At 70.0% G+C, this 13,959-nt stretch carries 14 protein-coding genes; 11 read left to right on the forward strand and 3 right to left on the reverse strand.

Annotation, left to right across the window (positions count from 1 at the left end; genetic code table 11):
- The first annotated feature begins 5 nt into the window (after window positions 1-5).
- The 4 genes from FHS98_RS14520 to FHS98_RS14535 all read left to right on the forward strand — a co-directional run bounded on the left by FHS98_RS14520 (window position 6) and on the right by FHS98_RS14535 (window position 4,193).
- Entirely contained in the window at window positions 6-758 is a 753-nt protein-coding gene (locus FHS98_RS14520; protein WP_167106509.1) for a hypothetical protein, read from the forward strand.
- 32 nt (window positions 759-790) lie between these two features.
- Window positions 791-1,705 carry a sulfite exporter TauE/SafE family protein gene (locus FHS98_RS14525; protein ID WP_167106513.1) on the forward strand — a complete coding sequence of 305 codons (915 nt, stop codon included), beginning with the start codon at window positions 791-793 and terminating at the stop codon, window positions 1,703-1,705.
- The gene (locus FHS98_RS14530) at window positions 1,702-2,454 is read left to right on the forward strand and encodes a TIGR02186 family protein (RefSeq protein ID WP_167106516.1); all 753 of its coding nucleotides are present in this window, start codon (window positions 1,702-1,704) and stop codon (window positions 2,452-2,454) included. The genes FHS98_RS14525 and FHS98_RS14530 overlap by 4 nt, the downstream gene beginning before the upstream one ends.
- Window positions 2,455-2,528: 74 nt before the next feature.
- Window positions 2,529-4,193 (forward strand): ATP-binding protein, encoded by a 1,665-nt coding sequence (locus FHS98_RS14535; RefSeq protein WP_425057345.1) that lies wholly within the window; start codon window positions 2,529-2,531, stop codon window positions 4,191-4,193.
- On the opposite strand, the gene FHS98_RS14540 is transcribed toward FHS98_RS14535, so the two are convergent.
- Entirely contained in the window at window positions 4,190-5,725 is a 1,536-nt protein-coding gene (locus FHS98_RS14540) for a M23 family metallopeptidase (protein ID WP_167106519.1), read from the reverse strand. The two genes, FHS98_RS14535 and FHS98_RS14540, sit on opposite strands and share 4 nt — an antisense overlap.
- A 191-nt stretch (window positions 5,726-5,916) precedes the next feature.
- On the opposite strand from FHS98_RS14540, the gene FHS98_RS14545 reads away from it, so the two are divergent.
- The 6 genes from FHS98_RS14545 to FHS98_RS14570 all read left to right on the forward strand — a co-directional run bounded on the left by FHS98_RS14545 (window position 5,917) and on the right by FHS98_RS14570 (window position 11,443).
- Complete coding sequence (locus FHS98_RS14545) at window positions 5,917-8,460, forward strand: helicase-related protein (protein ID WP_167106522.1); 2,544 nt, start codon at window positions 5,917-5,919, stop codon at window positions 8,458-8,460.
- On the forward strand, window positions 8,453-8,716 hold the full coding sequence (locus tag FHS98_RS14550; RefSeq protein WP_167106525.1) for an RNA-binding S4 domain-containing protein: 264 nt from the start codon (window positions 8,453-8,455) through the stop codon (window positions 8,714-8,716). The genes FHS98_RS14545 and FHS98_RS14550 overlap by 8 nt, the downstream gene beginning before the upstream one ends.
- A gap of 78 nt (window positions 8,717-8,794) precedes the next feature.
- Window positions 8,795-9,133 carry a ferredoxin FdxA gene (gene fdxA / locus FHS98_RS14555; protein ID WP_019834250.1) on the forward strand — a complete coding sequence of 113 codons (339 nt, stop codon included), beginning with the start codon at window positions 8,795-8,797 and terminating at the stop codon, window positions 9,131-9,133.
- A 226-nt stretch (window positions 9,134-9,359) separates the two neighbouring features.
- Entirely contained in the window at window positions 9,360-9,878 is a 519-nt protein-coding gene (locus FHS98_RS14560) for a CarD family transcriptional regulator (RefSeq protein ID WP_167106528.1), read from the forward strand.
- A 124-nt stretch (window positions 9,879-10,002) separates the two neighbouring features.
- Complete coding sequence (locus tag FHS98_RS14565) at window positions 10,003-10,689, forward strand: head GIN domain-containing protein (RefSeq protein WP_167106531.1); 687 nt, start codon at window positions 10,003-10,005, stop codon at window positions 10,687-10,689.
- Window positions 10,690-10,720: 31 nt separating this feature from the next.
- Entirely contained in the window at window positions 10,721-11,443 is a 723-nt protein-coding gene (locus FHS98_RS14570; protein ID WP_167106534.1) for a head GIN domain-containing protein, read from the forward strand.
- Here FHS98_RS14570 and FHS98_RS14575 read toward each other — a convergent pair.
- Both FHS98_RS14575 and mgtE read right to left on the reverse strand, forming a co-directional pair.
- Window positions 11,440-11,853, reverse strand: a complete 414-nt coding sequence (locus FHS98_RS14575) for a DUF1489 family protein (protein WP_167106537.1) — start codon at window positions 11,851-11,853, stop codon at window positions 11,440-11,442. The genes FHS98_RS14570 and FHS98_RS14575 overlap by 4 nt on opposite strands.
- Window positions 11,854-11,890: 37 nt before the next feature.
- Window positions 11,891-13,321: a magnesium transporter gene (gene mgtE, locus FHS98_RS14580; RefSeq protein ID WP_167106540.1), complete on the reverse strand. Its 1,431-nt coding sequence runs from the start codon at window positions 13,319-13,321 to the stop codon at window positions 11,891-11,893.
- 152 nt (window positions 13,322-13,473) lie between these two features.
- Between mgtE and FHS98_RS14585 the strand changes: the two genes are divergently transcribed.
- Window positions 13,474-13,947, forward strand: a complete 474-nt coding sequence (locus tag FHS98_RS14585) for a peptidylprolyl isomerase (protein WP_167106543.1) — start codon at window positions 13,474-13,476, stop codon at window positions 13,945-13,947.
- Window positions 13,948-13,959 lie beyond the last annotated feature (12 nt).

Consider the following 13,959-nt stretch of genomic DNA (forward strand, 5'->3'; position numbering starts at 1 on the left):
TCGTTTTGAATCCACCCCTGTCCACCTCCATCGTCAGGAAGCCCGCTTCCCCGCCTCCACGGGAGCTGACGGGAGAGACGGCCGCCGCCATCACGCTCCCGCCCCCTGCCGCGCACGCTTCCCGCTGGTCCGGTTCGGCATGGGCTTTGGCGCGAGGCGGCGGGAAAGCCTCTCCGCTCGCGCCGGGCGGGCAGATCGGCGACGGACAGGCGGGCGCGCGGCTGCTCTTCCATCTCGACGATTCGGGGCGGTTCTCGCTCTCCGGCCGCTTCTCGCGCACCGTCGGCGGACCGCGACAGACCGAGGCGGCGGCCGGGCTCGACTGGCAGCCGGCGAGGACGATCCCTCTCCACCTCACGTTCGAACGCCGCGTCGCGCTCGACCGGGGCGGGCGCAACGCCTGGACCGCCGGGGCGGCGGGCGGGGTCTATGCCGTGCCGGTGGCGAAGGGCTGGCGGCTCGACGCCTATGCGGAGGCCGGCGTGGTGGGCACGCGCCGCCGCGACCTCTACGCCGACGGTGCCGCCCGCATCGCCCGGTCGCTGGATCTCGGACATGGCCGATCGCTGGCGCTCGGCGGCGGAGCGTGGGGGGCAGCCCAGCCCGGCGCAACCCGGCTCGACCTCGGCCCATCCGCCGTGCTCCGGCTTCCCGTGGCCCGGCGCGCCATCGCCCTCGCGCTCGACTGGCGGCAGCGCGTCGCCGGAGCGGCCCGGCCCGGCTCCGGCCCCGCGCTCACCCTGGCCAGCGACTTCTAGCCCTCCGCGCGCGGATCGGTTAGCGCTAGGCCATGCACGTCTATCTGCCCATCGCCGGTCTGTCGGTGAACATGCTGGTGATCGTGCTGCTGGGCGGCGGCGTCGGCCTGCTCTCGGGCATGTTCGGGGTGGGCGGCGGCTTCCTCACCACGCCGCTGCTGATCTTCTACGGCATCCCGCCCACCGTCGCGGTCGCCTCCTCCGCCACGCAGATCACCGGGGCCAGCGTCTCCGGCGTACTCGCCCAGATGCGGCGCAACGGCGTCGACTTCCAGATGGGCTGCGTGATGGTGGCGGGCGGCATCGTCGGCTCCGGCCTCGGCGCGATGCTGTTCCGTTTCCTCGAGCGGCTCGGCCAGATCGATACGGTGATCTCGCTCACTTATGTCGCGCTGCTCGGCAGCATCGGCGGGATGATGGCGCGCGAATCGATCCAGACCATCCTCGCGCACCGCCGCGGCGAGGCGCCGCGCCATCGCCAGCGCCGCCACCATCCGCTGATCGCCGTGCTGCCGATGCGCTGGCGCTTCTATCGCTCGGGCCTCTACATCTCGCCGCTCGCGCCGTTCCTGCTCGGCGTGCTGACCGGCGTGCTGACCGTCAGCCTCGGCGTCGGCGGCGGCTTCGTCATGGTGCCGGCGATGATCTATCTGCTTGGCATGGCGGCGCAGGTGGTGGTGGGCACCTCGCTCTTCCAGATCCTGTTCGTCACCGCCGCGACCACCATGATCCACGCCACCACCACCAAGGCGGTGGACATCGTGCTGGCGCTGCTGCTGCTCGTCGGATCGGCGATCGGGGCGCAGATCGGCAGCCGCTTCGCGATGAAGCTCAAGCCCGAATATCTGCGCCTGCTGCTGGCGCTGCTGGTGCTGGCGGTGGCGGTGCGCATGGCGGTGGGGCTGACCTGGCGGCCGGGCGAGATCTTCAGCGTGGCGTTGGAATGACGCGCGCGTGGATGGCCGTGGCCGCGCTCGCCTGCCTCGGCGCGGGCAAGCCGGTGCTGGTGCCCGACGTGTCGGACCGGCAGGTGCAGATCGTCTACAGCTTCACGGGCGCGGACCTGCTGCTGTTCGGCGCGATCCTCTATCCGCAGGGCCGCGCGCCCGATCACCCCGCCGACATCGCGGTGGTGCTCAAGGGGCCGACCCAGTCGATCCTGGTGCGCGAGAAGCGGAAGGTGGCGGGCATGTGGCTCAACGCCGACAGCGCGCGCTTCCGCTCCGCGCCTTCCTTCTACGCGATCGCCACCTCGCGCCCGCTCGCCCGGCTCGTCGACGGGCGGACGGCCGCGATCTACGAACTGGGGCTCGACAGCCTCCAGATGTCGCCGGCCTCCAGCGCGCCGCCGGACGAGCAGAACCGCTTCGAGCAAGGCCTGATCGACCTCAAGCGCCGCGCCGGCCTCTATGTGCAGGACGCGCATGGCGTCGAGATCAGCGACGGCGTGCTCTATCGTGCGCGTATCGCCATACCGGCGCGCGTGCCGGTGGGCCGCTATGTCGCCGAGACCTTCCTGATCCAGGACGGCAAGGTGGTCGCCGGCGCGGTGCGCGAGGTGCGCATCGACAAATCCGGCTTCGAACGCTTCGTCGCGCAGGCGGCGGATCGCTGGTCGCTCGCCTATGGGCTGGTCGCGGTGGGCATGTCGCTCGCGATCGGCTGGGGCGCGGGCGCGCTGTTCCGACGCCGCTGACTGCTTTGGCGGAGCGATTTGTTTACCCACCACCGCCTAGAATCGCCGCTCCCCAGATCAGAGGAGCGAAGCGGGTGGACGGATTGGCCTGGCAGGGCGCGGACGGCATTGGCCCGTCGCACACGGCTTCCCGCGGCGCGCCGGTCGAGATCGGCCGCGTCGTCGACATCGGCGGCGGCACCGCGCGGATCATCCTCGACGGGCCGACCGTGCGCCGCCTCCACGAGGCCGATCCCGGCGAGGGGCTGGCGCTGGCCGGCGAGGTGGGCAGCCAGGTCAAGATGCAGTCCGGCGGCCTGTGGCTGGTGGCGAACGTCCGCTCGCTGAAGCTGGAGGTGGCGGACGGCGACCTCATCATCGCCGAGATCGACTTCCTCGGCGAAGGCCGCGTCTGCCCGGCCACCGGCCGGATGCTCGATTTCCGTCGCGGCGTGACGCGCTATCCGATGCCGGGCTACCGGGTCTATCCGGCGGTCCATGCCGACATGCTCCAGATCTTCGCCGCCGAGGATCGCCCGCATATCGAGATCGGCACCGTCTACCCCACCACCGACGTGCGCGGCGCGCTCTATATCGATTCGCTGCTCGGCCGCCATTTCGCGCTGGTCGGATCGACCGGCACCGGCAAGTCGACCAGCCTCGCGCTCATCCTTCACAAGATCTGCGCGATGGCGCCGCACGGCCATATCGTGATGATCGATCCGCACGGCGAATATCCGGCCGCCTTCAAGGGCGAGGGCGAGCTGTTCGACGTCGACAATCTCGCGCTGCCCTATTGGCTGATGAACTTCGAGGAACATGCCGAGGTGCTCGTCACCTCGGAGGGCGCCGAGCGGCAGCGCGACATGGACGTGCTCGCCAAATGCCTGCTCGCCGCGCGCCAGAAGAGCCGTGCTGCCGAGGGGCTCTCCAAGCTCACCGTCGACAGCCCGATTCCCTATCTGCTGTCCGATCTGGTCAATTTCATCACCCAGGAGATGGGCAAGCTCGATCGCGCCGGCGACACCGGCCCCTATATGCGCCTCAAGACCAAGATCGAGGAGATCCGGTCGGACCCGCGCTACAGCTTCATGTTCTCCGGGATGCTGGTGGGCGACACGATGGCCGCCACGCTGTCGCGCATCTTCCGCCTGCCGACCGACGGCAAGCCGATCTCGATCGTCGACGTGTCGGGCGTCCCGTCCGAGATCACCTCGGTGGTGGTGGCGCTGCTCAGCCGCCTCGTGTTCGACTATGCGATCTGGGCGCGCAATGAGACGCCGCGCCCGATCCTGCTCGTCTGCGAGGAGGCGCATCGCTACATCCCGTCCGATCGCGTCACCACCGGATCGGCGGTGCGCAACGTGCTGGAGCGGATCGCCAAGGAAGGCCGCAAATACGGCGTCTCGCTGGGCCTCGTGACCCAGCGCCCGTCGGACCTTGCCGAGGGCGTGCTCTCCCAGTGCGGCACGATCATCGCGATGCGCCTCAACAACGAACGCGACCAGGCGCATGTGAAGGCCGCCATGCCCGAGGGCGCGCGCGGCTTCATGGAGACGATCCCCGCGCTTCGGAACCGCGAATGCGTGGTGTGCGGCGAGGGCACCTCGATCCCGATGCGCGTCGCGCTCGACACGCTGGAGGAGGCGAAGCGCCCGGCATCGAGCGATCCGCTCTTCTCCGAGCTCTGGACCCAGTCGGGCGGCGAGGGCGAGATGATCGCCCGCGTGATCGGCCGCTGGCGGCGTCAGGGGCGCTAGCCTCTGGGCGGCGCCTTGGCGGTGGCGGCCATCTCGGTCCGGCCACCCGGCGGCAGCGTGGTCAGCCGCGCCAGCGTCGCCCGGAAGCGCTTGAGCGCCTCGCCCCCGATCTGTGACGTCATGGCGAAACGCGCCGTCGCCGGATTGATCGGGTGGCCGCCGCGATAGACCTCGAAATGGCAATGCGGCCCGGTCGAAAGCCCGGTCGAGCCGACATAGCCGATCAACTGCCCCTGCCGCACGCTCTGGCCGGGATGGACGACATAGCGGCTCATATGGCCATAGCCGGTGCCCATGCCGCCGGCGTGCGCGATCTGGACGAAATTGCCGTGCCCGCCATGCCAGCCGGCGAAACGCACCACGCCGTCGCTCGCCGCCACGATCGGCGTGCCATAGGGCGCGGCGAGATCGATGCCCTGATGCATCCGGCTGAAGCCGAGGATCGGGTGGAAGCGCATCCCGAAATTCGAGGTGAGCCGCGCGCCCGCGACCGGCATGGAGAAGCCCTCGCGCCGCTCGCCGACACCGGCCGCGTCGAACCATTGCTCGCGCCCGTCGAGCGTCCAGCGCAGCAGGCGGATCGGCTTCCCCTCATGGGTGATGCCGGCATAGAGCAGCCGTCCGGTCTGCACCTCGCCGGTCGCCGCGCGCTTATGCTCGAAGACGAGATCATAATGGTCGAAGGGCGAGATGTCGCCGATGTCGACATGCGGCGCGACCGCGCGGATATAGTCCGCCACCACCGACGGCGTGGCCCCGGCCGAACGCTCCGAGCGATAGAGGCTGTCGCCGACATCGCCGGTCAGCCGCATCGGCGTATCGTCCACCGCGATCGGCCGGCGGGTCAACACCAGCCCGCCATTCACGCGCTCGAGGCTCAGCGCCAGATCGAAGCGCGCGCGGAAGGAGAGGCCGTCGAGCGGCCGCGCCACCTCGCGATTGGGGCGGCGGCCGAGCGTGATGGCGAGCTTCGTGCCCCCCGCAATGTCGCTGAGCGGGACGGCTTCCGCCACCAGCGCCGCGGCCTGCGCGGCATCGGCCGCACCCGCGCCCTCGCGCTCCAGCACGCGGGCGAGGCCATCCCCCATACCGATCGTCGCGACCAGATCGAGGCGCGGGCGCTCGGGCGTCGAGGTCAGCGGCTCGGCGCGATCGGTCGCGGCAAGGCGGCGGCCGCTGTCCGCGCCATAGGCGGCGGGGGCGATGCCGATCGCGCGCATCTCGTCGAACCGCGCGGGCGCGAGCGTCGCCGGGATATTGCCGGGGAGCGGGGTGAAGCCGGGCGTGACATACCACAGCGCCGCCAGCATCCCGCCCAGCGTCGCGAGGCCGCGGAACCATTCGGGCGAGCCCAGCCGCGCGCCGAGATCGACCACCAGGTCGATCTCGCCCCACGAACGGCGGCGCGGCGCCTCTGGAACGGGCGCGGGCTCGATCGCATCGATCCGCCCGGCGCGACCGAAGCTCGCCGGGGCCAGCGCCACCGCACCGCCCATTCCCGATCCGAATTCCTGGTTCTCGCGCTGGTACAAGCGCTTGTTTCCCCTGCTGCCGCTTCCCGCCACCGGCAGGCGACGTGGCGGGAGTCTGCCCCGACAGGGTTAAGGTCAAGCTAATCGCCTGGGGCCACGCGACGGACGATTCCAAACCCGCGACGAGCCGAGTCGGCATCCCGCTTCGGACTCTTGCGTTCGCGCGCGCGAAACCCCAGATTCTCAGCAGGATGGGCAGTCTTAAAACCGATCGGCTCGTCGCCGTGCTCGGCCCGACCAACACGGGCAAGACCCACTATGCGATCGAGCGCATGTGCGGCCATTCCTCCGGCCTCATGGGATTCCCGCTGCGCCTGCTGGCCCGCGAGGTCTATGACCGGGTCGTCGCGATCAAGGGCAAGGATCAGGTCGCGCTCTTGACCGGCGAGGAGAAGATCCTGCCGCCCAAGGCCCGCTATTTCCTCTGCACCGCGGAATCGATGCCGACCGACCGCGACTTCGCCTTCGTCGCATTGGACGAGGCGCAGCTCGGCGCGGATACCGAGCGGGGGCATGTCTTCACGGATCGCCTCCTGCGCGCGAGGGGGCGCGAGGAGACGCTGATCCTCGGCTCCGAGATGCTGCGCCCGATGCTGCGCGCCCTGGTGCCGGGGATCGAGATCATCGGCCGGCCGCGTTTCTCGACGCTCACCTATGCCGGGCCGAAGAAGCTGTCGCGCCTGCCCAAGCGCTCGGTGGTCGTCGCCTTCTCGGCCGAGGAGGTCTATGCGGTGGCCGAGATGCTGCGCCGGCTGCGCGGCGGCGCGGCGGTGGTGATGGGCGCGCTCAGCCCCCGCACCCGCAACGCGCAGGTCGCCATGTATCAGGCGGGCGAGGTGGATTATCTGGTCGCCACCGACGCGATCGGCATGGGCCTCAACATGGACGTGGCGCATGTCGCCTTCGCCTCGCTCAGGAAGTTCGACGGGCGCCGCTCGCGCCGGCTGACCATCCCCGAAATGGCGCAGATCGCCGGCCGCGCCGGGCGCCACCAGCGCGACGGCACCTTCGGCACATTGGGCTCCGAACATTCGGGCGCGACGTTCGAGCCCGAGGAGGTGATGGCGATCGAGGGCCATCATTTCACCCCGCTCGATCATCTCTACTGGCGCTGCGGCACCCCCGATTTCGCCACCGTGGACCGGCTGATCGCCAGCCTCGAGGCCAAGCCCGACAAGCCCGGCCTGCGCGCCGCGCCGGAAGCGGTGGACATGAAGGTGCTGAAACGCCTCGCCGCCGAGCCCGACGTCGCCCACCGCGCCCGCGGACAGGCGATGACGCAGCGGCTGTGGGCGGCCTGCGGCCTCCCCGATTTCCGCAAGACCGGGCCGGAGCATCATGCCCGCCTCGTCGGCCGCATCTTCCAGCATCTGAGCGAGGGCGATCATCGCCTGCCCGCGCAATGGTTCGCCGACGAGATCCAGCGGCTCGACACGGTGCAGGGCGATGTCGAGACGATCGCCGACCGCATCGCCGCCGCGCGCACCTGGGCCTATATCGCCCACCGCGCCGACTGGCTGGCCGAGCCCGCCCATTGGGCCGAGCGCACCCGCGTGCTGGAGGAGAAGCTCTCCGACGCGCTGCACGAGCGGCTGACCCAGCGCTTCGTCGACCGCCGCACCTCGGTGCTGCTGCGCGACCTGTCGGCGCGGGGCAGCGACATGCTCCCCGTCACCATCGCCGAGGACGGACAGGTGAGCGTGGCGGACGAGCCGATCGGCCATCTCACCGGTTTCCGCTTCGTCGCCGACGCCAATGCCCGCCATGCCGACATGAAGCGGCTGATGGCGGCCGCCGAACGCCGCCTGGGCGTCGAGATGGCGCGCCGGGCCGGGGCGCTCGCCGGCGACAATGACCAGGCTTTCACCCTCGCGACTGACCCCGGCCGCCCGGTCGCGATCTTCTGGCGCGGCGATGTCGTCGCCCGCCTCGGCCGGGGACGTTCGCTGACCGCCCCGCGCATGACGCTCCACCGCACGCTCGATCCGCTCTCGCCGGATGACCGGGCGCGCGTGTCGGCGCGGCTGGAGGCTTGGCTCCAGAGCCAGATCGGGAAGCAGCTCGCCCCGCTCGCCGCCATCGCCGCCGCCGGGCGCGACCGGGCGGCCGCGCCGGCGCTGCGCGGCATCCTCGCCCCCGTCGCCGAGGCCGGCGGCATGGTCGCGCGCGAGGCGGTGGAGGCGGCACTCCCGGCGCTCAGCCGTGACCAGCGCCGCGCCGCCGCCCATCTCGGCCTCAAGATCGGCACGCTCGACCTGTTCGTGAGCGGCCTGCTCAAGCCCGAGGCGATCCGCTGGCGGCTGGCGCTGCTCGCCGCCCGCGCCGACGACGTGATGCCACCGCTGCCGACGCCGGGCGCCGCGATGATCGACCGGCCGGACCCGGTGCTGCGCGCCGCCGCGCTCCATGCCGGTTTCCGCGATCTCGGCGACCAGATGCTGCGCGTCGATCTCGTCGAGCGGCTCGCGCGGCAGGCCCATGACGCGCGCGAGGGGCGGCGCCCGTTCGTGCCCGATCCTTCGCTTTCCACATCCCTTGGGCTGAAGCCGCCATCGGTCGCGCGCCTGATGCGCACGCTCGGCTTCGCCCGCCGCGAGGGCGAGGGTGGCCATGTCGCCTGGCTCTGGCGTGGCCGCCGTCCCGATCGGGTCGACGCGCCGAGGCTGCGCCCCGGCAATGCGTTCGGCGCGCTCGCCCGACTTCTTCCCGCCCAGGCCGAAGGTGCGCATGGCTGACACGACGATCCGGCTCGACCAGTTCCTCTGTTTCGCCCGCTTCGCCAAGACGCGGAGCATCGCCCAGGCCCTCGTCGGCCAGGGGCATATTCGGATCGACGGCAGGCCCGTCTGCAAATCTTCCGCGCAGGTGCGCGTCGGCTCGGTGCTCGGCGTGCCGGTCGGGGGCCATGTCCGCGTGGTCCGCGTCGAGGCGCTGCCGATGCGGCGCGGCCCGGCGCCCGAGGCACGGACCTGCTACACCGATCTGGTCTGATCGCACGGGCGCCATTGACGCCCCTTATGGCCGCGACTAGCAGGGACGCCGTTTCACACACTCAAGAGATCCGATCCCATGACCTACGTCGTCACTGATGCCTGCATCCGCTGCAAGTATATGGACTGCGTGGAGGTTTGCCCCGTCGATTGCTTCTACGAGGGCGACAACATGCTCGTTATCAATCCGAACGAGTGCATCGATTGCGGCGTGTGCGAGCCGGAATGCCCGGCCGAGGCGATCCTGCCCGACACCGAGGGCGGGCTGGAGAAGTGGCAGGAACTGAACGCCACCTTCTCCGCCCAGTGGCCCAACATCACCCGCAAGCGCGAGGCGCCGGCCGACGCCGATCAGTGGAAGGGTGTCGAGGGCAAGTACGAGAACCATTTCTCGCCGGAGCCCGGCCAGGGCGACTGATCCGGGGCGGTTCGCCGCATCCCGTCCCAAGACGCTACCCTTTCCGTGGAAACTGTGTTACAAGTCGACCCTGTCGGGGGACGGCTTGCGATTTCGCGTGATCGCATGGAGCGTCCCCCTATCTTCTTGTGGGTGGTCGATCGGATTGCCTGCGGCCGCGCGGCTAGGGGAGTGGAGTGCGGACCGTAAGGGATTCTTTCGGCCAGACAGTCCGGAAAGGTGTAAAATGGCTGCAAAGGCGCTGAGCTTCGACGTCGGCGACTATGTCGTCTATCCCAAGCATGGCGTGGGGCGGGTGATCGAGCTGCAAAGCCAGGAAATCGCCGGCGCGAAGCTCGAACTCTATGTTCTGCGCTTCGAGAAGGAGCGCATGACGCTGCGCGTTCCGACCAACAAGGCCGAATCCGTGGGTATGCGCAAGCTCTCCTCCTCGGTGACGCTGCGCGAAGCGCTCGACACGCTCAAGGGCAAGCCCAAGGTGAAGCGCACCATGTGGTCGCGCCGCGCCCAGGAATATGAAGCGAAGATCAACTCGGGCGACCTCGTGTCGATCGCCGAGGTGGTGCGCGATCTGTTCCGCGCGGACGACCAGCCCGAGCAGAGCTATTCCGAGCGCCAGATCTTCGAAGCGGCCACCAGCCGCCTCGCCCGCGAGCTGGCCGCGATGGAAGAGACCGACGAGCCCCGCGCGCAGGAGAAGATTCTCGACATCCTCCGCGAGGCCGCGGCGGTTCACGCCAAGTAAGCGCAACCCGCATCACGCGGACGGAAAGGGCGGCTTCGGCCGCCCTTTTTGTTGGAGGAGGACGGCCCCTTGCGCCTATCCCTTCCAGGTGTATTGTAATGGCAATACAGTTGGAGACCGATCGATGCGCCTGCTGCTCTGTTCCCTCGCCGCCGCCGCGCTGCTTCCCTCTGCCGCGGGTGCCGCCACGCGCGACTATCCGGCGCGCGACTTCGATCATGTCGATCTGCGCGCCGCCGCCGAGGTGACGATCACCGCCGGGCCGCGCTTCGCCGTCCATGCCGATGGCGATCCGCGGCTCGTCCAGCGCCTCACCGCCGATGTGCGAAACGGCACGCTGGTGCTCGGCTGGCAGCCGAACAGCGGATCGGTCGAGACGCACAACAATCCGCTCCGCATCGCCGTCACCATGCCGCGCGTCGCGGGCGCGGGCGTGTCGGGCGCCGGCACCATCGCCATCGACCGCGCCGAGGCCCCGGCCTTCACCGCCGATGTCGGCGGCGCCGGCTCGATCCGCGTCGGCCAGCTCCGCAGCAACCGGGCGGACCTCACCATGGGCGGCACCGGCACGATCACGGTCGCCGGCACGACCGGCCGGGTCGACGCGCGCGTTTCGGGCGTGGGTTCGATCGACGCGGCGCGTCTGGCGGCACGCGAAGGCCGCGCCACCATGTCGGGCACCGGCTCGATCCGCGCGCAGGTCAACGGCCCGGTCGACGTCACCATGTCCGGCATGGGCCATGTCGAGATCGGCGGAAGTCCGCGCTGCACCGTCCACAAGAGCGGCCTCGGCAACGTCCGCTGCGGCTGATATCCCACCCGTATCGAGGGGAGCTTCCATCATGCGTGCCAAGAGTCTCGGGCTTGCCGTCCTGTTGCCCGTCGTCGCCGCCTGCTCGACCGGATCGGCCGTGGCCGCGACGCACAGCTATGGCCTCACCAGCTTCGACCGGATTCGGGTCAGCGGGCCGTTCGACGTGCATGTCCATGTCGGCGGATCACCGTCGGCGCGCGCCACCGGCCCGCAGGAGGCGATCGACCGCCTCTCGGTGGAGCAGCAGGGCAACCAGCTCGTCATCAAGCCGCTGCCGGGCGGCTGGGGTGGCTGGCCGACGGGCTTCCACGGCAAGCTCGTGATCGATGTCGTGGCGCCGGCGGTGTCGAACCTGGTCGTCTCGGGATCGGGCAACGTCTCGGTCGATCGGGCGAAGGGCGACCAGCTCGACCTCGTGCTCTCCGGCTCGGGCACGCTCGACGTCGCCGCGATCGACGTCACCAGCCTCACCGCGACGCTCACCGGATCGGGCGACGTGACGCTCGCCGGCCGCAGCCGACAGGCCCGCACGACGCTCACCGGATCGGGCGATCTCAAGGCGGCGGGCCTCGCGGTGGACGACGCGACCGTCGGCCTCGTCGGCTCCGGCGATCTGACGATCGGCGCCCGCCATACCGCGAAGGGCAGTCTCGCCGGATCGGGCGACATCACCATCGCCGGCCCGGCCGCCTGCGCGATCTCGCGCAGCGGCTCGGGCGACGTCCACTGCGCGCACGAGGCGCAGAACTAGATCAGCGCGAGCGCGCTCAGCTCGGCGGCCATGGCGGAGGGGAGGGCGGCCATGCCCTCCGCCTCGTCGCCGCCGAGATCGGCCGGCGCATCGGCGCCTGCTAGGTAGCGCCAGCCCTGATGCGCCCGCTTGGGATGCGCGCGGACCGGCCGCAGATCGGCCGAGAGCAGGATGCGGCAACGCTTGCCGTCGGGATCGTCCTCGAAGCCGAGAATCTCCTGCCGCGCCACCAGCCGATGCTTGATGATCCAGAACAGCGAGCCGCCGACCAGCTCGCCCTCGCGCTTCGGCCGGAAGCGCGTGGTGATGAAGGTCTCGCCCGCCTGCGCCCTCGACATGAGACGTTCGCGAAGCGTCTCGATCTCCGCGCAGCCGACCGCGACCTTGGTGATGTGCAACTCTGCCGCCATGCCGGCCAGATGGGCGCTCCGGCCCCGGCCGACAAGCTCAATGCAGGTTGAACAGCGCGGCCAGCCCCAGGAAACTGAAGAAACCCATGCAGTCGGTCATCGTCGTCACGAAGACGGTGGAGGTGACGGCCGGGTCGATCCGCACCTTCTCCAGCCCGATCGGGATCAGCACGCCCGACAGGCCGGCGTTGAGGCTGTTGATGAGCATGGCGAGGAACAGCACGAGGGTCAGCCCCCAGTCGTGATAGACGAGCTGGCACCCCACCGCCATCAGTGCGCCGAGGCCGAGGCCGTTGGCGCTGGCGATCCACCATTCGCGCACGATCATGCGCAGCGTGTTGGACGAGGTGAGCTGGTTGGTGGCGAGCGCGCGGACCGTCACCGCCATCGTCTGCGTCGCCGCATTGCCGCCCATGCCCGCCACGATCGGCATCAGCACCGCCAGCGTGACGAGCCGCGAGATGGTGTCCTGGAAGATCGCCACCACCGCCGAGGCGAGCATCGCCGTGCCGAGATTGACGAACAGCCACCACATGCGCGTCTTGATGGTGGAGGGCAGCGGCTCGTTGATGTCGCCGTCGCCCGCGCCGGACATGGCGAGGATGTCCTCGCTCGCTTCCTGCTGGATGATGTGGACGACGTCGTCGACCGTTATCATGCCGACGAGGCGGCCCGACGCATCGATCACGGCGGCCGAGATCAGCGCATATTTCTGGAAGCGGAGCGCCACCTCCTCCTGATCCATGTCGACGGGCACGAGCGTCTGCTCGCGCTGCATGATGTCGGCGATGGCGATGTCGCGGGGCGTGCGCAGCACCCAGCTCAGCTTGCAGGTGCCGACCGGGTGGTGCGACGCATCGACGACGTAGATCTCCCAGAAATCGGTCGTCAGATCCTCGTTGCGGCGCAGATAGTCGAGCACGTCGCCGACATGCCAATGCTCGGGCACCGCGATCAGGTCGCGCTGCATCAGGCGACCGGCGGATTCCTCGGGGTAGCTCAGCGCCTCCTCGATCGCGGCGCGATCGTCGGGGTCCAGCGCGCGCAGAACCTCGCGCTGGTCCTCGATGTCCATGTCCTCGATGATCGCGACGGCGTCGTCGGTATCGAGTTCGGTGGCGAGCGCCGCGACCTGCTGCGGTTCGAGCGCCTGGAGCACGACATCGCGCACCCAGTCGTTCATCTCGGCCAGCACGTCGCCGTCGAGCAGCTCGGCGAGCGCGGCGGCGAGCGGCGCGCGCCACTCGTTGGGCGCCAGCTCGAACAGGTCGGCGATGTCGGCCGGGTGGAGCGGGCGGACCAGCGCGCGCGCGCCCTCGTCGTCGCCTTCCTCCAGCCGCTCGACGACGGTGTCGACGAAATCGCGGGTCAGGCGGTTGTCTTCGTCATGGCTGGGCTCGGCGGGCGGCGGCGGCGTCTCGTCGTCGATCGCGGGAGGAACAGGCGCCTCGAGGTCGGTGTCGCTCATGGGTGCCGCCTCCCTGCTGAACTGCGCGTCGCCGCCTCTTAGGCGGGGAAACCAGCCCTGTCAGCCGCTTTTCCGCCTTCCCGTGCCATGCGCCATTTCCCCCGCCTCCAAATCGCTCTAGACCCGCCCCCAGATCCCAAAGGAGATTGACCATGGCGACCATCGCCGATCCCGAGAACACCCTCATCATGACGCTCGACGGCGGCGACGTCGTGATCCAGCTTCGCCCCGATCTCGCGCCCGGCCATGTCGAGCGCATCAAGGAACTGGCGCGCGAAGGCTTTTACGACGGCATCGTGTTCCATCGCGTCATCCCCGGCTTCATGGCGCAGGGCGGCGATCCGAACGGCACCGGCATGGGCGGCTCGAAGAAGCCGAACCTCAAGGCCGAGTTCAGCGCCGAGCCGCACATCCGCGGCGTCTGCTCGATGGCGCGCACGTCGGACCCGAACTCGGCCAACAGCCAGTTCTTCATCTGCTTCGACGACGCGACCTTCCTCGATCGCCAGTACACCGTGTGGGGCGTGGTGACCGAAGGCATGGAGCATGTCGACGCGCTGCCCAAGGGCGAGCCGCCCCGCGCTCCGGGCAAGATCCATGCGATGAAGGTCGCGGCGGACGCCTGACCCTTGTCCGGC

Source organism: Sphingomonas oligoaromativorans (assembly GCF_011762195.1).
In the GTDB taxonomy this organism is placed as follows: Bacteria; Pseudomonadota; Alphaproteobacteria; order Sphingomonadales; family Sphingomonadaceae; genus Solisphingomonas; species Solisphingomonas oligoaromativorans.

What these genes read in the sequence shown, in the direction of transcription:
- FHS98_RS14525 (WP_167106513.1), top strand. Translation starts at nt 791, where the DNA reads ATGCACGTCTATCTGCCCATCGCCGGTCTGTCGGTGAACATGCTGGTG.
- FHS98_RS14530 (WP_167106516.1), top strand. Translation starts at nt 1,702, where the DNA reads ATGACGCGCGCGTGGATGGCCGTGGCCGCGCTCGCCTGCCTCGGCGCG.
- FHS98_RS14545 (WP_167106522.1), top strand. Translation starts at nt 5,917, where the DNA reads ATGGGCAGTCTTAAAACCGATCGGCTCGTCGCCGTGCTCGGCCCGACC.
- FHS98_RS14550 (WP_167106525.1), top strand. Translation starts at nt 8,453, where the DNA reads ATGGCTGACACGACGATCCGGCTCGACCAGTTCCTCTGTTTCGCCCGC.
- fdxA (WP_019834250.1), top strand. Translation starts at nt 8,795, where the DNA reads ATGACCTACGTCGTCACTGATGCCTGCATCCGCTGCAAGTATATGGAC.
- FHS98_RS14560 (WP_167106528.1), top strand. Translation starts at nt 9,360, where the DNA reads ATGGCTGCAAAGGCGCTGAGCTTCGACGTCGGCGACTATGTCGTCTAT.
- FHS98_RS14565 (WP_167106531.1), top strand. Translation starts at nt 10,003, where the DNA reads ATGCGCCTGCTGCTCTGTTCCCTCGCCGCCGCCGCGCTGCTTCCCTCT.
- FHS98_RS14570 (WP_167106534.1), top strand. Translation starts at nt 10,721, where the DNA reads ATGCGTGCCAAGAGTCTCGGGCTTGCCGTCCTGTTGCCCGTCGTCGCC.
- FHS98_RS14575 (WP_167106537.1), bottom strand. Translation starts at nt 11,853, where the DNA reads ATGGCGGCAGAGTTGCACATCACCAAGGTCGCGGTCGGCTGCGCGGAG.
- mgtE (WP_167106540.1), bottom strand. Translation starts at nt 13,321, where the DNA reads ATGAGCGACACCGACCTCGAGGCGCCTGTTCCTCCCGCGATCGACGAC.
- FHS98_RS14585 (WP_167106543.1), top strand. Translation starts at nt 13,474, where the DNA reads ATGGCGACCATCGCCGATCCCGAGAACACCCTCATCATGACGCTCGAC.